The following is a 19,702-nucleotide window of genomic DNA, read 5'->3' as shown; positions in this document are numbered from 1 at the left end:
GCCTATGGCGTGAAATACGAGCGTGCCGTGGGGAAGCTGACCAAGGACCGGGACGTGCTGCTGACCTTCTACGACTTCCCTGCCGAGCACTGGAAACACATCCGCACATCCAACCCCATCGAAAGCATATTTGCCACCGTGCGGCACCGAACGAAGAAGACCAAAGGCTGCCTCGGGCGCAAGACCGCCTTGGCAATGACCTTCCGCCTGATGATGTCGGCAAAGAAGAAATGGCGTAAACTCGACGACGCATTCCGATTGCCGGAAATCATCGAAGGGGTTGAATTTAAGGACGGGATCAAGCAGGAAAAACATGCCGCCTGATTACTGCGTCACCAACTTTTGGGCATAGCTCACCACCGTTTGCTGATTTGCTCTAAAATTGCCAAACGGATGTATGGCATGCCCGAGGTTCTGGCCCCCGCAAAAGACCTGACCGCAATCGAAGGCATCGATGTGGCACCTATAACTGGTGACATAACCTATTATCATATCCTGATGGACAAGCACGAGATCCTGATTGCGGAAGGAGCGCCCGCAGAAAGCCTGTATCTGGGCACCCAGACCCTGCATGCGATCACGCCCGCAGCCCGCACCGAATTACGTCTGATTTTCGGGAATGGGTGGGATCATTTTATCGAAAGCCCGGTCTCGGCACGCCTGTTGGTGAGCGGCCAAAAGGCGCGCAACATGGCGGGGCGGCACCGCAAGAACAACCAGCCGGCCCTAACCCTGTAGCGCAGCCATGAGGCGGGATTTTTCGCCCATGTCATCAGGTCGTGAAATCGCCTGCGCCAGTGCCTCTAATGACGCAATATTATGCCCCGCGCGAAAGCTGTCCACATGCGGCAGCATCGCCGCGATCCCGCGGGCCTTGGGGGCAAAGCCATCCCAGCGCAGCAGCGGGTTTAGCCAGATCAGGCGGCGGGCAGACAGGTGCAGGCGCTCCATTTCACGCCCCAGCGCCCCCGCATCGTCGCGGTCCAGCCCATCAGTGATCAACAGCACCACCGCCCCCTGCCCCAACACCCGCCGCGACCAGTCGCGGTTAAACGTATGCAGACAGGCCCCGATCCGCGTGCCGCCTTCCCAGTCCTGCGCCTCGGCCCCCGCCGCCGCCAGTGCCGCATCCACATCACGCGTGGCCAGATGGCGGGTGATATTGGTCAGGCGGGTGCCAAAGGTGAACCCGTAAACCCTGGACCACCCCGCGCCCTTTTGATTGGCCACAGCATGCAGAAAATGCAGCACCGCGCGGGAATAGTGCGACATGGACCCGGATATATCGCAGATCACCACCAGATTGGGCCAGCGCACACGGCGCTTTTTCACCGCCAGCGCCTGCACCTCGCCACCCTGCCGCATCGCATCCCGCATCGTGCGCCGCCAGTCCAGCACCCGCCCGCGCGCATCCGCCTGTGTGCGCCGCGATTGCAGCGGATTCACCGGCAGGGTCAGCCGCGCCAGCATCCGTTTTGCCTGTGCCATTTCCGCCACGCTCATCTGTTCGAAATCCAGCGTGCGCAGCCGTTCCTCGGGCGACATGGTCAGGCTGGCGTCGATCTCGATCTCGCTTTCGCCTTCTTCGCCCACCTCTGGCACATCGCGGGTGACGCCATCCAGCAGGGCCTCGGCGGCGCGTTTCTCGGCGGATTTGGCGGCGCGTTCTTCCTGAACCCCGCGCACGGCAGGCAGCATCATTGCCATCATATGTTCCAGATAGCGCGGATCGCGCCAGAACAGGCGAAATACCTGATGGAAGGTCGCACGCTGTTCGGGTTTGGAAACGAAACAGGCGTGCAGACACCAGTAGAAATCGCGCTGGTCCGAAAACCCCGTGGCTTGCACCGCATGGATCGCCCCGATCAGCCGCCCCGCCCCCACCGGCACACCGGCGGCCCGCAAGGCAAGAGGTGGTCGCGGAAATTCGGACCAGTTGTTAAGGTGGATCGACTTATGAGAAAGACGATTCAAAATGACGAAACGAAAGAACCATTCTCCCGAATTCAAAGCCCGCGTTGCGCTTGAAGCAATCCGCGAGGAAATGACGATGGCGGAGCTGTCGAAGAAGTATGGTGTGCATCCAACCCAGATTGGCACATGGAAACGAGCAGCGATTGAAAACATGGCCACGGCATTTTCCAGACGGGGCCGTGATCCTGATCGGGTTGATGAAGCCCAGATTGAGAAGCTGCACTCCAAGATTGGTCAGCTGGTCGTGGAACGGGATTTTTTAGCCAACGCCTCGCAACAGTTGCTCGGGAAGCGAGGCAAAAAATGGTGAGCCGTGAGCATGATCTGAGTGTGCGACGACAATGCGGGCTACTTTCTCTGGCGCGCTCGAACCTGTATTACCAGCCAAAAGGCGAAAGTGCTGAAAATTTGCGGTTCATGACAATAATCGACAAGCAATTCTTGCAGACGCCGTGGTATGGATCACGGCAAATGGCCCGGCACATGCAGCGCCAAGGTTACAAGTGTGGTCGCCACAGGGTCCGCCGTTTGATGCGGCTGATGCGGTTGGTTCCGATCTACCAGACGCCCAACACGAGCAAGAAACATCCGCAGCATAAGATCTACCCGTATCTGCTGCGAGACCTGACGATTGATCGTCCAAACCATGTGTGGTGCGTAGATATCACCTACATTCCGATGCAGCGCGGGTTCCTCTATTTGGTCGCGATCATGGACTGGCACAGCCGCAAGGTTTTGAGCTGGAGATTGTCAAACAGCATGGAGGCAGATTTTTGCGTTGAAGCCCTGAAAGAGGCTATGGCCAAATACGGCAAGCCCGATATCATGAACAGCGACCAGGGCAGCCAGTTCACCGGGTTTGAATGGACGCAGGCGCTGAAAGAAGCCGACGTGAAAATCTCGATGGATGGCAAAGGTCGCTGGGTCGATAACCGGATGATCGAGCGGCTTTGGCGATCCTTGAAATACGAATGCATTTACCTCAACGCATTTGAAACGGGTTCGCAGACCCGCGCCGGGATCGGGAAATGGTTGGCTTACTACAACACCGAGCGCCCGCATTCCACCCACGGAATATTGACCCCGGATGAAGCCTATGACAGAAAAACAAAACCAATGAGTTTGGCAGCCTAAATGAAACCCTGATCCATCTTAAACTGGCTGCTGACTGGTCAAAAAAGTGGGACCACCTCTGCACGGGCAAAGCGGGTGATGTTATGCACCAGCTTGCCGTCTTCGGGAATTTCAAGGGGCAGGTATTCAGCCATCAGCACGGTTGCTTTCTATGTTTACGCCGTCTTGGGAAACACGAAACACCGCGCGCGTGGCAGGGTCAACCACATCACGGTTCCCTCGGCGGGCAGAAACACTGACGGCACGGTCGCCTTCAGAACCGAGCCGTCGGCATCCATGCGGAATTCCACAAGGCTCTCGCGCCCCATGAACCGGGCTCGCATCACGCTGGCCCGCGCCGCCACGCCATCGCTGGCGGTCGGGTTTGGGCCACGTCCGCCGCGATCAAAATCAATGCGGATATGCTGCGGGCGGGAAACGATTTCCACTTTGGTGCCATCGGGCACGCCGGGGGCAAGGAACTGGCCAAAGGGCGTTTCCGTCAGCGCCCCTTTAACAGTGCCCTCTATCACATTGATATCCGAGAAAAATGCCGCCGCTTTTTTGTCGCGCGGGCTGTTGTAGATGTTATAGGGTGCGCCCTGCTGGATGATCTTGCCATCACGCATCAGGGCAATTTCATCGGCCATGCGCATGGCCTCGTCCGGCTCGTGTGTGACCAGCAAAACGGCAGTGCCTTCTTCTTTCAACAGGTCCAGTGTTTCGTCGCGGATGCCGTCGCGCAAGCGGTTATCAAGGCCGGAAAACGGCTCGTCCATTAGCATGATTTTCGGGCGCGGGGCCAAGGCGCGAGCCAGCGCCACCCGCTGTTGTTCGCCGCCCGACAGTTGGTGCGGGTAATCTTGGGCGTGATGCGCCAGCCCGACCCGTTCCAGCAGTTCCATGATCCGCGCATCAACCCCGGCGCCTTTGCGCGGCAGGCCAAAGCCCACGTTTTGCGCCACGCTTAGATGCGGGAACAGCGCGAAATCCTGAAACATCAACCCGATCGATCGCCCCTCGGGCGGGATGCGGAATACGGTGTCACACACCAGTTCACCATCGGCGTATATTTCGCCGCTGTCCTGCATTTCGACGCCCGCAATGATGCGCAAGGTGGTGGATTTGCCGCAGCCCGAAGGGCCAAGCAGACAGGTCACCTGCCCCGGCTCGACCCTTAGGGACACACCATCAACCACCCGCCGGCCATCATAGCTGCGGATGATATTCCTGATTTCAAGACGTGGAGGTGTCTGTACCAAGTGCCGTTTCCCTTTCAAACCCGATCAAAACCATCGGGATTGAAAAACAGCTATCAGCCTGCCGTGGTTACGACAAGACTTAACAAAGACCTCTGCATAACATCGGGATTCCCCCGGGTTGGCCGTTTTGGTAAGCTAGCCGGGAAATCTCTGGGGTGAATAGATGGACCTTTTCCTGCACGAAGCGGCGGCACGGATCGGCGCGGATGACGTTCTGTCGAAGATCGACGCGCTGATGGATTGGAACTCGTTTTTGCCGATCCTGCGGCGCGGTCTGGGGCGCTCGGGGATCGGGCCTCAGGGCTATGATCCGCTGGTTCTGTTCAAGTGTCTTCTGGTTGGCCAGTGGCACGGGCTGAGCGACCCGAAGCTGGAGCGGGCCTTGAAGGTGCGGCTGGATTTCATGCTGTTCTGCGGGCTCGATCTGCACGCGTCGGTGCCGGATGAGACGACCCACTGCCGGTTCCGCAATGCGCTGGTCCGGGGTGGCGTTTACGATGAGCTGCTGGCCGAGGTCTGCCGCCAGATCGAGGCGCATGGGCTGAAGCTGAAAGAGGCTGAGGCGGCGATCATTGATGCGACCCTGATCGCGGCGGCGGCGCGCCCGCGCACCCATATCGACGCCCCGCAGGACCGGGCAGAGGACGGGGCAAGGGAAGGGACGCCGGATGATCCGCCCGAGGTCTCACCCGACGGGGCACAGCTGCATTTCAGCGCCGACCCTGATGCCCGCTGGGTCAAGAAGGGCCGCAAGAGCACGCTCGGCTACAAGGGCTTTGCCCGCTGCGACGAAGAGGGCTTTATCGACAAGGTGCACACCACGCCCGCCAATGCCGCCGAAAGCCCCGAATTCGCCACCATGATCGCGGGCGCAAAGGCGCAGCGGGTGCTGGCCGACAAGGCCTATGCGAGCAAGGCCAACCGCCAGATGCTGCGCGGCAAATACCGCGACGGCATCCTGCGCAAGGCAGCGCGCGGCCGCCCCCTGCGGCAATCGGAGAAACGCTTCAACCGGCTGATTTCGAAACGCCGCTTCCGCATCGAGCAGACTTTCGGCACGATGAAACGCCTCTTCGGCCTGCTGCGGGCGAGATATTTCGGGCGCGCCAGGGTGCATGCCCAGATGGTCATGGCCGCCATCGCGCAAAACCTGCTCAAGGCCGCAAACAGGATCACCCTCAACCCGCAAACCCCCGCAATCGCATAGCCCCAAACCCCGCCACCCGTCTGTCCGCCGGACCCGCAGGGGCGCAAGGTGGGCGGCCGAAATCTTGCTTCAACCGAAAGCCATGGCCTCATGCAGAGGTCTTTAACAGCAACTTCCGCTGGTTGCGGCGTCACCTTCTACCGGACCATCAAACGGGGTTTCGCCGCCACAATCCCCGAACAGCCCGTAATGGGTGTCCCAATTGCCGACGAATTCGAAATGAGGGGCAAAGCGGGATTCGTTCAGCATCCGGTAAGTGTTGCCGCAGACCGGAAATACCTTGCCCGCCTCGATCGCGTGATGCTTGTCCAAGACGAATGTGTTGGGGCATTCCGCAATCGTGCCCTTGTATATCACTGCTTGCCCGTATTCCTCGCAGGCTGGCTCCAGCCCATCGATTTTGAATAACCGGTAGGTGGCCGAGGTAAAGCTGATGTTGCCCACCTTTGCCTCGATTTCGGGGTTTTCGATGGTCAGCACGCGGTCCTCGACCAGACGTGGATCGTTGAAACCGGCCCGTTTGGCCATGTTCTCGAAATCGTTCCAGTAAAGCGCACCAGACAGGCATTCGCCATACAGCACCTTGTCCCCGATCAGTTCTTTTGGCATCCTGCGATCGGCGTAAACATCGCTGAAATACATCTCGCCGCCCGGTTTCAACAGGGTGTAAGCGCTGCGCAAAACGGCCTCTTTGTCCATCGCAAGGTTCAGCACGCAGTTGGAAACGATAATGTCAAAGCTGCCCGCCTCCAGCGGCAGTTCGTCCAGCTTTTCAATATAGCCCTTGTGGAATTCGGTGTTGGGTCTGGCATAGCCAAAGGCCTGCGCATGATAGTCCTGATGCGCCCGCGCCACATCCAGTTGTGCGTCGGTCATATCCACGCCAACCACATGGCCGCCCTCGCCCACCAGCCCCGCAAGCGCGTAAACATCACGGCCCGACCCCGAACCAAGATCAAGGATGCGCGCCCCTTTCAAGGCATCGGGCGCAATCAGACCGCAACCATAATATTTCGCCATCACTTCGTCATGGATTTTGGCCAAAATCTTTTTCAAATGCGCAGGCACAGCCCCCGCCGTGCAGCAGGCATTGGTTTGCAAATCCTCGCTGCCTTGCAGGGTTTCGCCGTAATATTCCTTGACGGATTCGTGGTTCATGGGCGGCTCCTTTGATCGTCTTTTCAGGAACAGCTAACCAGAGGATATGACCGGCGCAACCATGCTACGCCTTGCTCACGCAATCTTGTGCCAATGTTAAACTGCCTCGCGCCAGAATCCACGGGTCAGCAACATAAACACGGTCAGCATTTCCAGCCGCCCGACATACATGCCGAAAAACAGCACCCATTTGGCGGAATCCGGCAAGCTGGCAAAGTTTCCGGCAGGCCCGATGATATTTCCCACACCCGGGCCAACATTTGCGACCGACGTCAGCGCGCCACTGATCGCGGTGGAAAAATCCAGCCCGATCATATTCAGCAATGCTGCCAGAATAGCCACGGTAAAAATATAGAACACAAAGAATGACATCACCCCGTCCAGTACATTGTCGGAAACGGTTTTGCCTTCGTATTTCAATGGCATGACCACATGCGGATACCGGATTTTGTATATCTGGATCTTCAGGCTACGCACCAGAATGATCCAGCGCATCATCTTGGCACCGCCCGCCGTTGACCCCGTGCAGCCCCCCGAGGCCGTCAGCAAGAAAAATGCAACTGCCGCCAACCCGCCCCATGTGGTGTAATCCGTGGTGGCATACCCCGTCGTCGTCACTGCCGATACCACGTTAAAAGTAACCAGACGCAATGCGTCCATCACATCGAACCCGCGAAAGGCCGACAGCCAGAGCGTCAACAACAGCGTCGCCCCCGCTACCACTGCCAGATAGACCCGAACCTGTTCGCTACGAAAATCCTGTTTGCGTGCAGCGCGTATATACCAGGCAAAGGGGATACCGGCGCATCCCATGAAAAAGGTGCCCGTCCATTGCAAAAATGGGCTGTCAAAATGTCCAAACGATGAATCGTAATTGGAAAAACCGCCCGAGGACAGTGTCGTCAACCCGTGCACGATGGCATCAAAAACGCTCATCCCGCCCCAGGAATATGCCAGCATGCACGCTATGGTCAGGAACAAATAAGCCCAGAATGTCGCTGCGGCAAACATGGTCGAGCTTTTCAGCTCTTTTTCACCCTGATCCGAGCTTTCGGTGCGAAACAACTGCATCCCGCCCACTTTCAACATTGGCAGCAGTGCCATACCTGTCACGATAAAACCAACCCCGCCCAGCCATTGCAGAATGCCGCGCCACAACAGAATATCATGTGCTGTTGTGTCCAGACCGCTCATCACCGTTGAGCCGGTTGTCGTTACCGCAGACATGGATTCAAAAAAGGCATCGGTAAATGACAGCCCCCACATGTAAAGCGGGAACATGCCAAAAGCCGAAGCAGTCAACCAAACGGTCGCAGTCAGTAAAAAGGTTTTACGCGTTTGCAAATCGGGGAAATCGCAATGCGAGGCCAGCGCCAACAATGCACCCAATGTGATGGACAAAGCGGATGTTAGCAAAAAAACCCCCGACTCGTTGCCAAAAACGATTGCCACAACCGCCATTAACACGCCGCCGAAAATCAGGATCAACCCGTTGATAAATACAATTAAACGCAACAGCTGTGCCCTTGGGTTATTTTGGGAACTTCCATATTGCGTCCAAATGGCTGCGGGTCAACATTCCACGACCTTTTCGTACCGATATGTTTCAATTGTGCTATAGCGTTGAATTCACCCCGCCACCATCCAGCAAAATATTCTGCCCGACGATAAATCCCGCCTTGTCCGAACATAAAAATGCACAGGCCGCGCCAAATTCTTCCGGTGTGCCATAACGCCCTGCCGTTATGGTGGCCATACGTTGCGCCTGCGCCTGTTCAATCGTGATCCCTTGCGCCTTGCAGACTCCTTGATCCAGCGATACCGCACGATCCGTTGCATGGATGCCTGGCAGCAGGTTGTTGATCGTAACACCCGATCCGGCCACCTGCCGCGCGGTGCCGGCGACATAACCCGTCAGACCGGTGCGGGCAGTATTGGACAGGCCAAGAACCGCGATCGGCGCTTTGACCGACTGCGAGGTAATGTTCACGACCCTGCCCCAGCCCTTTTGCATCATCGCCGGCAACAGCGCCTTCATCAGCGCAATCGGCGTCAGCATATTGGCGTCCAGCGCCTTGATGAAATCTTCACGCTCCCAATCCGTCCACATGCCGGGGGGCGGGCCACCCGCGTTGGTCACCAGAATATCCACATCCCCGGCCGCAGCCAGCACCTTGGCGCGGCCTTCCTCGCTGGTAATGTCGGCGGCAATAGCCTCAACCTCGACCCCGTATTTATCACTGATTTCCCTGGCAGCGGTCAGCAATGGCCCTTCGGTGCGGGCATTCATCACCAGATGCACCCCTTCGGCAGCCAAAGCCTCGGCGCAGCCACGGCCCAATCCTTTTGATGACGCACAAACCAGTGCTCGTTTGCCTGCAATACCCGTTTCCATGGTCAATTCTCCCCTGTATTACACCCAACCTTTATCACGCCTGATCCAGCGAATCGCAATAACAGCTTCGAGGTGAGTTACTCCACTTCAACAAATCTTCTACAAGAGTGAAACCGCCAAGGTGGCCGTAAATCGGTGACCACCTTACCATTTGCAGGCAAACAAGTTGACGTTACAGTAACTGCTAACTAATGTCTCTTTGTGTGTAGAGGGGTAGTGTCGCGAGTTTGGTGGAAATTCGAGGACGGCGTAATCTCCGGGTGCATCGAAGCCACCCAACCGGCGGCTGGAACCGCCAAGGAGATCACGCCATGACAAAGAATACAGCAACATCGACATCCGCGCTACTGGCCAATGAAGCAGGCTATGACCCGATTGAAGACCGGCTGCGCCAGAACATCCGCGCGACGATCGAGGCGGTTTTCGAAGAGGAGCTGGAGCAGTTTCTGGGCCGTTGCCGGTATGGCCGCAGCGGCGGGGCAAAGGCCGGATACCGCCACGGGCATCGCGAGCGGCAACTGGTCGGAACATTTGGAACCGAAACGGTGCGCGTGCCGCGTGCGCGGATCACAGGCGAGGCCGGCAAGGCCAGAGAATGGCGCTCGAAGGCATTGCCCCGCTACCAGCGGCTGACGAAGAAGGCCGAGGCGCTGATCGCTGCTGTCTACCTTTCGGGCACCAACACACGGCGGGTAAAACGCGCCCTGTTCGGCCTGTTTCAGGGGGCGGTCAGCAAGGATGTGGTGAGCCGCGCCTGGCGCAAGGTGAAGGTGGACTGGCAGGCGTGGTGCGCCCGCAGCCTTGCGGATGAAGACATCGTGCGGCTGATCCTGGACGGCACCGTGATCAAAACGCGGATTGACAGGAAGGCCACCAATATCTCGGTTCTGGCCGCGATTGGCGTGCGCCGGGATGGGCAGAAGGTCTTGTTATCACTGATGAACATGGGCGGCGAAAGCACCTCCGCCTGGCGTCAGTTCATCAACGATCTGGATGCGCGCGGGTTGAAACGGCCCGAATTTGTCATCGTGGACGGGGCACCGGGACTTGAGGTCGCTCTCATTGCCCTCTGGGGTGAAGATCTGCCGATCCAGAGGTGCACGGTGCACAAGCACCGCAACCTTCTGGCCAAGGCACCCAAGCGTATGCATGATGAGTTGACAGAAGATTACCGCGACATGATCTACGCCAAAACACCCGAGGAAATCGCCACCCGCCGCAAGGCATTTCTGCGAAAATGGCGGCTGAAATGCAAGGCCGTCGCTGACAGCTTGGAAGAAGCAGGAGATAAGCTTTTCACCTTCACGCGTCTGCCACAAGGCCAGTGGAAATCGGCCAGAACGACAAATGCGATCGAACGCCTGAACGAGGAATTCCGCCGCCGCATCAAGACCCAGACCGTGCTGCCATGCGCCGAGACCGTGCCGATGCTGCTTTGGGCTCTGATGGCCTCGGGGCAGATCGTCATGCGAAAGGTCGATGGCTGGGAAACGCTCGCTCAGCCCGTCGCCGACGCAACCCTTGACCAAGCCGCCTGACCGGCGCATAACTCAACCCGCTCGGAGGTGCCTGAAATCAATTTCCACCACTTTCGAGACACAACCCTGTAGAGGGGCTCCAGTAACAAAATCAAATCAGCCATCTTGGATGGGGTTATCCGTGCAAGATGGATGGCGTGCTAGTATATCGGATCGCGTGCAATATTGGCTATGAACAAGCAAAATACCGAAGCTGTAAAAATTACGAGAACGTTGCCGGTTTATGCGGCAGCGGGATTTTGTGTGACCGATTGCGTGAATTACAAAGACCCAATCGGCCACGCCGATGAACTGGTTCTAGATGATGTTTACACTCTTGCAGAAAATATACGTCAGGTTCCACTGATCATAGACCGGCAAAACACCGATTATTTCGTTATCGCAGACGGATCACCAACGGGAAAAAGTGGCAACAGGGTGTTTCCGGATTGCGCTGTTACGCTGATGGGGAATGATCTGACGGGAACCTCTAAAAATCCCCCAAAATCCGGCCTGACGGGGTAGAATCGTCATCAGGATGAAAATGATTCGACCGACGGGGTTTTGTCATGGGTCAGATGGGATTTTTTGATCTTTCCAGCCGATACGCGGGACTGGACAAATCTGGTGATCCGCTGGTGTTGCTCAACGACATGGTGCCGTTCGAGGATTACCGGGACGAGCTGAAGGCCATATGGCGCACGCCGCCCGAACAGCGCAAATCCAACGCTGGCCGCCCGCCTTGGGATGAGGTGCTGATATTCAAGACGATGGTTTTGCAGCAGCTCTACAACCTCTCTGACGATCAGATCGAGTATCAGATCCGCGACCGCCTGTCGTTCATGCGGTTTCTCGGCCTTGGCATTGAAGACAGCGTACCTGACGCCAAGACCATCTGGGCCTACCGTGAAAGGCTGGCCGGGGCCGGGAAGATGAAGGAGCTGTTTGACAAGTTCGATGCCTTTCTGCGCGAAAAGGGCTATCTGGCGATGGGCGGGCAGATTGTTGATGCGAGCATCGTTCCGGCGCCGCGCCAGCACAACAAAAGGGACGAGAACGAGAAAATCAAGGCGGGCGAAACGCCTGAAGAGTGGGAGGAAAAACCCCACAAGAAGCGCCAGAAGGACGTGGATGCGCGCTGGACGAAGAAGCACGGCAAGAGCTATTACGGCTACAAGAACCACATCAATGTCGACCGGCGGCACAAATTCATCCGCGCTTATGATGTCACCGATGCCGCCGTGCATGACAGCCAGGCGCTTGCCGGTCTGATTGATGCGAGCAACACCTCATCGGACCTGTGGGCCGACAGCGCCTATCGCTCGCAAAAGATCGAAAGCGAGCTGGAAGAGCGGGGGCTTCACAGCCATATCCATCACAAGGGCAGGCGCGGCAAGCCGCTTGGCGAGCGCCAGCAAAAGGCCAACCGGAGGCGCTCGAAAGTGCGGGTCCGGGTCGAGCATGTATTCGCTTTTCAGGAGCGCTCCATGGGCGGCAAGCTGATCCGCTCCATCGGCCTGAAGCGGGCGCGATTTCGCATCGGGATGATGAACCTGGTCTACAACATGAAGCGCTTCGTCCAGTTCGAATGCGGCCTGGCGGCGCCGGGATAAGGGTTCATGGGGTGAGGTGTGCCTGAAATACCCAAAACCGGCTTGAAACCGGTGAAAATGGGTTTATGATCCGAAGCAATCAGGCGGGACAGGCGAAAAACCGTCCACCCCGCCGCGAAGAAGGCGAAAACGGGAATTTACAGAGGTTCCCTGACACCATTTGATGTGGTTATTCTTGTCGAAGTAGATCAGACAACCGGTCTGATTGTCGATATCTATCTGATGCCGCTCGCCCCGCTGCTGTCGAAAACGGATTATCGTCTGGTCAAAGTTGACCGAGAAAACGCCGCCGACCGTATGGCCGAAGCCGCCTGCGCCAGCTTTGCCCGTGGTACCCACATTACGATGGCCAGTGGCGAGCAGCGCCCGATTGAAAACCTGCATATCGGCGACAAGGTATTGACCCGTGATAACGGCATTCAAGCCATTCGCTGGATCGGCCAGACAACCATGCGCGCTATTGGCGATTTTGCCCCTGTCGTAATTGCCAAGGGCACATTGAACAATGAAAACGATCTGGCCGTCAGCCCTAATCACCGGCTGTTCATTTATCAACGCGTGGATCAGTTGGGCACAGGCCGAAGCGAGGTTCTGGTCAAGGCAAAGCATCTGATCAACGGCCGCAACATTATTCGCCAAACGGGTGGTTTTGTTGACTACTACCAATTGCTGTTTGACAATCACCAGATAATTTTTGCCGAGGGAATTGCCGCCGAAAGCCTGATACTGGATGACAGGACCACTCCGGCGCTGCCCAAAGATTTAGCACAAAAAATCGGGCATATGTTGCACCAGCACAGCAAACAGACACACGAAGAATTCGAACTCGACCCAGACGATATTTACGGCGGGGACATTGCCGAACGGTTGCACCGCGCTTCAAATATCTGAATAAGACCTCTGCATAACATCGGGATTCCCCCGGGTTGGCCGTTTTGGTAAGCTAGCCGGGAAATCTCTGGGGTGAATAGATGGACCTTTTCCTGCACGAAGCGGCGGCACGGATCGGCGCGGATGACGTTCTGTCGAAGATCGACGCGCTGATGGATTGGAACTCGTTTTTGCCGATCCTGCGGCGCGGTCTGGGGCGCTCGGGGATCGGGCCTCAGGGCTATGATCCGCTGGTTCTGTTCAAGTGTCTTCTGGTTGGCCAGTGGCACGGGCTGAGCGACCCGAAGCTGGAGCGGGCCTTGAAGGTGCGGCTGGATTTCATGCTGTTCTGCGGGCTCGATCTGCACGCGTCGGTGCCGGATGAGACGACCCACTGCCGGTTCCGCAATGCGCTGGTCCGGGGTGGCGTTTACGATGAGCTGCTGGCCGAGGTCTGCCGCCAGATCGAGGCGCATGGGCTGAAGCTGAAAGAGGCTGAGGCGGCGATCATTGATGCGACCCTGATCGCGGCGGCGGCGCGCCCGCGCACCCATATCGACGCCCCGCAGGACCGGGCAGAGGACGGGGCAAGGGAAGGGACGCCGGATGATCCGCCCGAGGTCTCACCCGACGGGGCACAGCTGCATTTCAGCGCCGACCCTGATGCCCGCTGGGTCAAGAAGGGCCGCAAGAGCACGCTCGGCTACAAGGGCTTTGCCCGCTGCGACGAAGAGGGCTTTATCGACAAGGTGCACACCACGCCCGCCAATGCCGCCGAAAGCCCCGAATTCGCCACCATGATCGCGGGCGCAAAGGCGCAGCGGGTGCTGGCCGACAAGGCCTATGCGAGCAAGGCCAACCGCCAGATGCTGCGCGGCAAATACCGCGACGGCATCCTGCGCAAGGCAGCGCGCGGCCGCCCCCTGCGGCAATCGGAGAAACGCTTCAACCGGCTGATTTCGAAACGCCGCTTCCGCATCGAGCAGACTTTCGGCACGATGAAACGCCTCTTCGGCCTGCAGCGGGCGAGATATTTCGGGCGCGCCAGGGTGCATGCCCAGATGGTCATGGCCGCCATCGCGCAAAACCTGCTCAAGGCCGCAAACAGGATCACCCTCAACCCGCAAACCCCCGCAATCGCATAGCCCCAAACCCCGCCACCCGTCTGTCCGCCGGACCCGCAGGGGCGCAAGGTGGGCGGCCGAAATCTTGCTTCAACCGAAAGCCATGGCCTCATGCAGAGGTCTTTGAATTGGAATGGTTCGGGTTTGACATGCCCCCATTCCGCGCTACTGTCGTGCAACTCACAATCAAACTGGGCTACCTGACTGATGCTTGACGAAACTTCCAAACCCACCCCGCTTGTTTCCATTGAAAACCTCCGGGTCGAGTTTTCCACCAAAGACGGCCCTGTTATCGGGGTCGAGGACATCAGCTTTAGCATCAATCCCGGTGAAACCGTCTGTGTGGTGGGCGAATCCGGTTCCGGCAAGTCGGTTTCCTCGCTGTCGCTGATGCGGCTGGTCGAATTTGGCGGTGGCGAAATCACAGGCGGGCGGATCATGTTTGACCGTCGCGACCACGGAGATGGGAAAGGCGCGATTGATCTGGCCCATGCCGAAAACGATTTGATGCGCACCATCCGCGGCAATGAAATCGGTATGATCTTTCAGGAACCGATGACATCGCTAAACCCCGTGTTCACGATCGAGCGCCAACTGACCGAGGGCCTTCGCGTTCACAAAGGCATGTCGAAAAAAGAGGCCGCCGATCATGCGCTGGAGCTGATGCGCCGCGTGCGCATTCCCGAGCCAGAACGCCGCCTAAAACAATACCCGCACGAATTATCCGGCGGGATGCGCCAACGTGTGGTGATCGCGATGGCGCTGGCCTGCGAGCCGCGCGTGTTGATCGCGGACGAACCCACAACCGCGCTGGACGTGACCATTCAGGCCGAAATTCTGGCGCTGATCGACCGGCTGAAACGCGAAACCGGCACCGCTGTTTTATTCATCACCCACGATATGGCGGTGGTCGCGCAAATGGCCGACCGTGTGGTGGTGATGTTCCGTGGCAATATGGTTGAAGAAGGGTCTGTCACAGACATCTTCGAGAACCCGCAAGAGGATTACACCAAGGCCCTGCTGTCCGCCGTTCCCAAACTGGGTGAAATGCGCAGCAAATCCGCGCCTGAACGGATGCGTATTCTAGGCGAGGAAAACCCCCATGCGGGTGAACCGATCATCGCCACGGACGAATTGTTGCTGGATGTGAAAAACCTTGTGCAGCGGTTTCCGGTCAAGGGCGGTTTACTACGACGCACCATCTCCAACGTGCATGCGGTCGAGGATGTGTCCTTTTCCATCAATGTTGGCGAAACCTTGTCGCTGGTGGGGGAATCCGGTTGTGGTAAATCATCCTGTGGCCGCTCGATCCTGCGGCTGAACACGCCGCAATCCGGTCAGGTTCTGCTGAACGGTCAAGATATTTTACAGATGGATCCGGGCGAACTACGCGAGGCACGACGCAATATGCAGATGGTGTTCCAGGATCCTTTTGCCTCGCTGAACCCGCAAATGCGCCTGTCCGACCAGGTTGCCGAACCGCTGCTGAACTACAAGGTTGAACGCGGCTCGGCCCTGCATGACCGGGTGGCCACCCTGTTTGACCGCGTGGAACTGCCACGCGAATTCATGCGCCGTTACCCGCACGAACTGTCCGGCGGGCAACGCCAGCGGGTCGCGATTGCCCGCGCCTTGGCGCTGAACCCGAAACTGATCATCGCGGATGAATCCGTATCGGCGCTGGATGTGACCGTGCAGGCGCAGGTGCTGAACCTGATGATGGAACTACAGGCTGACCTTGGCATTTCCTTCCTGTTCATCAGCCACGATATGGCCGTGGTCGAACGGGTCAGCCACCGCACCGCCGTAATGTATCTGGGTCGCATCGTCGAAATCGGCCCACGCGCTGCCGTGTTTGAAAATCCACAGCACGAATACACCCAAAGCCTGCTGTCGGCTGTGCCCGTGGCCGACCCGCGCAAGCGCAAGGTCGAGGCGGACCTGAACTTTAAACCGATCCCCTCGCCGATCTTTCCGCTGGATTACGACCCCGGCCCGTCATTGTATGACGAGGTAGAACCGGGCCACTTTGTGTTGCGCTCATAATCCTGCCCCCCTATACGCGGGACCATGTTGGACCAAAGCACAAATCGCCCCGAATTGCCGCTCGAAATCGCGCGGCGCCGCACATTCGCGATCATCAGCCACCCCGATGCGGGTAAAACCACACTGACGGAAAAATTCCTGCTTTATGGTGGCGCAATCCAGATGGCCGGACAGGTGCGTGCCAAAGGTGAATCCCGCCGCACCCGATCTGACTATATGAAGATGGAGCAGGACCGCGGCATCTCGGTGTCCGCATCCGCCATGTCGTTTGATTTTGGCAACTACCGGTTCAACCTTGTCGACACCCCCGGCCACTCGGATTTTTCCGAGGATACCTACCGCACCCTGACGGCTGTCGATGCCGCCGTGATGGTGATCGACGGGGCTAAGGGGATCGAAAGCCAGACCCAAAAACTGTTCGAAGTGTGCCGCCTGCGTGATTTGCCGATCCTGACCTTCTGTAATAAAATGGACCGCGAAAGCCGCGATACATTCGAAATTATTGATGAAATTCAGGAAAATCTGGCAATTGATGTCACCCCCGCCAGTTGGCCCATCGGCGTTGGCCGTGATTTTATCGGCTGTTACGATCTGCTGCGCGACCGTCTGGAACTAATGGACCGCGCCGACCGCAACAAAGTGGCCGAAAGCGTTTCGATCAACGGGCTGGATGATCCCAAACTGGCCGAGCACGTCCCCGCCGATCTGCTGGAAAAGCTGCGCGAAGACGTGGAAATGGTGCGCGAACTGATGCCGCCGATGGACGCCAAGGCGATGTTAGAGGGAACATTGACCCCGATCTGGTTTGGCTCGGCAATCAATTCGTTCGGCGTGAAAGAACTGATGGATGGCATCGCCAACTATGGCCCCGAGCCACAGCCACAGCCCGCCACCCCCCGCCCGATGATGCCCGAAGAAAAGAACGTCGCAGGGTTCGTGTTCAAGGTGCAGGCCAATATGGATGCCAAACACCGCGACCGCGTGGCCTTTGTGCGGCTGGCCTCGGGCCATTTCAAACGTGGCATGAAACTGACCCATGTGCGCAGCAAAAAGGTGATGAGCATCTCGAACCCCGTGCTGTTTCTGGCCGCTGATCGCGAGTTGGCCGAAGAAGCATGGGCAGGCGACATCATCGGCATCCCCAACCACGGGCAATTGCGCATTGGCGACACACTGACCGAAGGCGAGGCCCTGCGCGTTACCGGCATCCCGTCCTTTGCGCCGGAACTGCTGCAAACGGTTCGGGCCGGTGACCCGATGAAGGCCAAACATCTGGAAAAGGCGCTGATGCAGTTTGCGGAAGAAGGCGCCGCCAAAGTGTTCAAACCGATGATTGGCTCGGGCTTTATCGTCGGCGTTGTAGGGGCCTTGCAATTCGAGGTTCTGGCCAGCCGGATCGAGCAGGAATACAATCTGCCGGTGCGGTTCGAGGCCAGCCAGTTCACCTCGGCCCGCTGGGTTGCCGGACCAAAAGAGGCTGTGGATAAGTTTGTGAATGAAAACAAGGGGCATATGGCCACGGATAACGATGGCGACTCGGTTTATCTGACTCGGCTGCAATGGGACATTGACCGCGTTGTGCGCGATTATCCCGATGTAAAACTGACCGCGACCAAGGAAATGATGCTTTAGCAGGTATTGCGGCCCTGTGCCGCAATACCCCTTTGGCGTAAAATACCCTGGCCAAAAGCACCTTTGTTTATTGGCCTTTCCGACTGTTACCACTAACCCATTCATAAATATGAATTATTCCAGGCATTGAAATATACTGCCAGTTATTCAGCATTTATCGTTTTGCCGCAGTCACGCTGGTATTTACCGGAATCCGGAACCTTTATTGACCCCGCTGCATATTTTCAGTAGGTCAGACATTATTCGGGGGATGCTTGTGCATAACTTTTGGCCATCCGGGCCGCCCGCCCCCAGAACCGATGCGGCGCGAAATGCCGTAGAACACGGATAACAATGACAAAATTCGCCGATTTAAAATTATCGCCCAAAGTATTAAAAGCGGTTGAAGCCGCAGGTTACGAAACCCCTACCCCCATTCAGGCCGGCGCGATTCCCCCTGCGCTTGAAGGGCGCGATGTTTTGGGCATTGCCCAGACGGGCACAGGCAAAACCGCCAGCTTCACCCTGCCGATGATCACCATGCTCAGCCGCGGCCGCGCCCGTGCGCGGATGCCGCGCTCCTTGGTGCTGGCCCCCACGCGGGAACTGGCCGCGCAGGTTGCTGAAAACTTTGACAACTACGCTGTGGGCAGCAAACTGTCCAAGGCGCTGCTGATTGGTGGCGTTTCCTTCAAGGAGCAGGACAAGCTGATCGACCGTGGCGTCGACGTTCTGATCGCCACCCCCGGCCGTCTGCTGGACCATTTCGAACGCGGCAAGCTGATGCTGACCGGTGTTCAGATCATGGTGGTGGACGAGGCTGACCGGATGCTGGATATGGGCTTTATCCCCGATATCGAACGTATCTTTTCCCTAACGCCGTTTACCCGCCAGACGCTGTTCTTCAGCGCTACCATGGCCCCCGAAATCGAACGGATCACCAACACCTTCCTGTCAAATCCCGCCAAAATCGAAGTGGCCCGCGCCGCAACGACAGGCGAGAATATCAAACAGGGCGTGGTGATGTTCCGCTCGGAAAACAAACGCCGCGAAGCCAGTGAAAAACGCGATCTTCTGCGAACGATGATTGAAAAAGAAGGCGATTCCTGCACCAGCGCGATTGTGTTTTGCAACCGCAAAGTTGATGTGGATACCGTAGCCAAATCCCTGAAAAAGCACGGCTATAATGCTGAACCAATCCACGGCGATCTGGATCAATCCCGCCGGATGGAAGTTTTGGCCGGCTTTCGCGATGGCAAGATCAAGTTCCTGTGTGCCTCGGATGTAGCGGCGCGCGGGCTGGATATCCCCAATGTGAGCCACATCTTCAACTTTGATGTGCCCAGTCATGCGGAAGACTACGTTCACCGCATTGGTCGCACAGGGCGGGCTGGCAAATCCGGCACCGCGCTGATGATCTGCATTCCGCGTGACGAAAAGAATCTGGAAGACATCGAACGGCTGGTGGGAAATAAAATCCCGCGTCTGGAAAACCCGCTTGCAAGCAAATCGTCCCCCGCCCCCGAGGCACCTAAAGACGAAGTGAGCGAAAAGCCAAAGCGCACCCGGCGCAGCCGCAAACCCAAGGTCGAAGCACCCGTGGAAGCCAAAGAAGCGGTGGAAACACCTGCGGAACAGCCCAAAGACGAACCGCAAAAACGCGCCCCGCGCGAACGCAATCGCGGCGGGAACAAGGGCAATAACAATAATAACAAAGGCCGTGGCAACCAGAACAAGGTTGTCGGCATGGGCGACCACATGCCCGATTTCATCGCCAAAAGCTTTGACGACCGCCGCGACAATTAAGCCGTA

At 57.7% G+C, this 19,702-nt stretch carries 17 protein-coding genes; 12 read left to right on the top strand and 5 right to left on the bottom strand.

All coding sequences use genetic code 11. The features are described from left to right. A partial coding sequence (locus ACQY4M_RS12460; RefSeq protein WP_428544431.1) for a transposase occupies nt 1-324 on the top strand: 324 nt, incomplete at its 5' end. Between the two features lie 18 nt (nt 325-342). Further along, nucleotides 343-738 carry a Hint domain-containing protein gene (locus tag ACQY4M_RS12455; protein ID WP_428541647.1) on the top strand — a complete coding sequence of 132 codons (396 nt, stop codon included), beginning with the start codon at nt 343-345 and terminating at the stop codon, nt 736-738. On the opposite strand, the gene ACQY4M_RS12450 is transcribed toward ACQY4M_RS12455, so the two are convergent. Then, nucleotides 727-1,950, bottom strand: a complete 1,224-nt coding sequence (locus ACQY4M_RS12450) for a vWA domain-containing protein (RefSeq protein WP_428544531.1) — start codon at nt 1,948-1,950, stop codon at nt 727-729. The two genes, ACQY4M_RS12455 and ACQY4M_RS12450, sit on opposite strands and share 12 nt — an antisense overlap. 25 nt (nt 1,951-1,975) lie before the next feature. On the opposite strand from ACQY4M_RS12450, the gene ACQY4M_RS12445 reads away from it, so the two are divergent. Beyond that, a protein-coding gene (locus ACQY4M_RS12445) for an IS3 family transposase (RefSeq protein ID WP_428539245.1) occupies nt 1,976-3,108 on the top strand; the annotation gives its coding sequence in 2 pieces (ribosomal slippage) (nt 1,976-2,228 and nt 2,228-3,108; 1,134 coding nt in all). A 155-nt stretch (nt 3,109-3,263) separates the two neighbouring features. Here the strand turns inward: ACQY4M_RS12445 and ACQY4M_RS12440 are convergent. Next, nucleotides 3,264-4,349, bottom strand: a complete 1,086-nt coding sequence (locus ACQY4M_RS12440; RefSeq protein WP_428541641.1) for an ABC transporter ATP-binding protein — start codon at nt 4,347-4,349, stop codon at nt 3,264-3,266. A 163-nt stretch (nt 4,350-4,512) separates the two neighbouring features. Here ACQY4M_RS12440 and ACQY4M_RS12435 point away from each other — a divergent pair, with 163 nt between their 5' ends. Next, nucleotides 4,513-5,556: an IS5 family transposase gene (locus ACQY4M_RS12435; RefSeq protein WP_428544428.1), complete on the top strand. Its 1,044-nt coding sequence runs from the start codon at nt 4,513-4,515 to the stop codon at nt 5,554-5,556. A 102-nt stretch (nt 5,557-5,658) separates the two neighbouring features. Here ACQY4M_RS12435 and ACQY4M_RS12430 read toward each other — a convergent pair whose 3' ends face one another. The 3 genes from ACQY4M_RS12430 to ACQY4M_RS12420 all read right to left on the bottom strand — a co-directional run bounded on the left by ACQY4M_RS12430 (nt 5,659) and on the right by ACQY4M_RS12420 (nt 9,109). Continuing rightward, nucleotides 5,659-6,714 carry a methyltransferase domain-containing protein gene (locus ACQY4M_RS12430; protein ID WP_428544425.1) on the bottom strand — a complete coding sequence of 352 codons (1,056 nt, stop codon included), beginning with the start codon at nt 6,712-6,714 and terminating at the stop codon, nt 5,659-5,661. A 96-nt stretch (nt 6,715-6,810) separates the two neighbouring features. Continuing rightward, on the bottom strand, nt 6,811-8,175 hold the full coding sequence (locus ACQY4M_RS12425; protein WP_428544528.1) for a TrkH family potassium uptake protein: 1,365 nt from the start codon (nt 8,173-8,175) through the stop codon (nt 6,811-6,813). Nucleotides 8,176-8,329: 154 nt separating this feature from the next. Continuing rightward, the gene (locus ACQY4M_RS12420; protein ID WP_428544422.1) at nt 8,330-9,109 is read right to left on the bottom strand and encodes an SDR family oxidoreductase; all 780 of its coding nucleotides are present in this window, start codon (nt 9,107-9,109) and stop codon (nt 8,330-8,332) included. Between the two features lie 311 nt (nt 9,110-9,420). On the opposite strand from ACQY4M_RS12420, the gene ACQY4M_RS12415 reads away from it, so the two are divergent. The 8 genes from ACQY4M_RS12415 to ACQY4M_RS12380 all read left to right on the top strand — a co-directional run bounded on the left by ACQY4M_RS12415 (nt 9,421) and on the right by ACQY4M_RS12380 (nt 19,696). Further along, nucleotides 9,421-10,647, top strand: coding sequence for an IS256 family transposase (locus ACQY4M_RS12415; protein ID WP_428539582.1), 1,227 nt, complete (start codon nt 9,421-9,423; stop codon nt 10,645-10,647). Nucleotides 10,648-10,818: 171 nt separating this feature from the next. Next, nucleotides 10,819-11,151 (top strand): hypothetical protein, encoded by a 333-nt coding sequence (locus ACQY4M_RS12410; protein WP_428544419.1) that lies wholly within the window; start codon nt 10,819-10,821, stop codon nt 11,149-11,151. A gap of 44 nt (nt 11,152-11,195) precedes the next feature. Next, nucleotides 11,196-12,239 (top strand): IS5 family transposase, encoded by a 1,044-nt coding sequence (locus ACQY4M_RS12405; protein WP_428539227.1) that lies wholly within the window; start codon nt 11,196-11,198, stop codon nt 12,237-12,239. Between the two features lie 165 nt (nt 12,240-12,404). After that, nucleotides 12,405-13,130, top strand: a complete 726-nt coding sequence (locus ACQY4M_RS12400; RefSeq protein WP_428544416.1) for a Hint domain-containing protein — start codon at nt 12,405-12,407, stop codon at nt 13,128-13,130. Between the two features lie 80 nt (nt 13,131-13,210). Next, complete coding sequence (locus ACQY4M_RS12395; RefSeq protein ID WP_428539221.1) at nt 13,211-14,254, top strand: IS5 family transposase; 1,044 nt, start codon at nt 13,211-13,213, stop codon at nt 14,252-14,254. 186 nt (nt 14,255-14,440) lie between these two features. Further along, a complete protein-coding gene (locus tag ACQY4M_RS12390) occupies nt 14,441-16,279 on the top strand; it encodes an ABC transporter ATP-binding protein (protein ID WP_428544413.1) in 1,839 nt (612 codons plus the stop codon). A 24-nt stretch (nt 16,280-16,303) separates the two neighbouring features. Continuing rightward, complete coding sequence (locus tag ACQY4M_RS12385; protein ID WP_428544410.1) at nt 16,304-17,911, top strand: peptide chain release factor 3; 1,608 nt, start codon at nt 16,304-16,306, stop codon at nt 17,909-17,911. 333 nt (nt 17,912-18,244) lie between these two features. Beyond that, nucleotides 18,245-19,696 carry a DEAD/DEAH box helicase gene (locus ACQY4M_RS12380; RefSeq protein ID WP_428544407.1) on the top strand — a complete coding sequence of 484 codons (1,452 nt, stop codon included), beginning with the start codon at nt 18,245-18,247 and terminating at the stop codon, nt 19,694-19,696. Nucleotides 19,697-19,702 lie beyond the last annotated feature (6 nt).

Origin of the sequence: Profundibacter sp., assembly GCF_965277155.1 — a bacterium.
In the GTDB taxonomy this organism is placed as follows: domain Bacteria; phylum Pseudomonadota; class Alphaproteobacteria; order Rhodobacterales; family Rhodobacteraceae; genus Profundibacter.
The sequence above is the reverse complement of the archived record's forward strand: the minus strand, read 5'-3'. Positions and strand labels throughout refer to the sequence as shown.

What these genes read in the sequence shown, in the direction of transcription:
- ACQY4M_RS12435 (WP_428544428.1), top strand. Translation starts at nt 4,513, where the DNA reads ATGGACCTTTTCCTGCACGAAGCGGCGGCACGGATCGGCGCGGATGAC.
- ACQY4M_RS12430 (WP_428544425.1), bottom strand. Translation starts at nt 6,714, where the DNA reads ATGAACCACGAATCCGTCAAGGAATATTACGGCGAAACCCTGCAAGGC.
- ACQY4M_RS12425 (WP_428544528.1), bottom strand. Translation starts at nt 8,175, where the DNA reads ATGGCGGTTGTGGCAATCGTTTTTGGCAACGAGTCGGGGGTTTTTTTG.
- ACQY4M_RS12420 (WP_428544422.1), bottom strand. Translation starts at nt 9,109, where the DNA reads ATGGAAACGGGTATTGCAGGCAAACGAGCACTGGTTTGTGCGTCATCA.
- ACQY4M_RS12415 (WP_428539582.1), top strand. Translation starts at nt 9,421, where the DNA reads ATGACAAAGAATACAGCAACATCGACATCCGCGCTACTGGCCAATGAA.
- ACQY4M_RS12410 (WP_428544419.1), top strand. Translation starts at nt 10,819, where the DNA reads ATGAACAAGCAAAATACCGAAGCTGTAAAAATTACGAGAACGTTGCCG.
- ACQY4M_RS12405 (WP_428539227.1), top strand. Translation starts at nt 11,196, where the DNA reads ATGGGTCAGATGGGATTTTTTGATCTTTCCAGCCGATACGCGGGACTG.
- ACQY4M_RS12395 (WP_428539221.1), top strand. Translation starts at nt 13,211, where the DNA reads ATGGACCTTTTCCTGCACGAAGCGGCGGCACGGATCGGCGCGGATGAC.
- ACQY4M_RS12390 (WP_428544413.1), top strand. Translation starts at nt 14,441, where the DNA reads ATGCTTGACGAAACTTCCAAACCCACCCCGCTTGTTTCCATTGAAAAC.
- ACQY4M_RS12385 (WP_428544410.1), top strand. Translation starts at nt 16,304, where the DNA reads ATGTTGGACCAAAGCACAAATCGCCCCGAATTGCCGCTCGAAATCGCG.
- ACQY4M_RS12380 (WP_428544407.1), top strand. Translation starts at nt 18,245, where the DNA reads ATGACAAAATTCGCCGATTTAAAATTATCGCCCAAAGTATTAAAAGCG.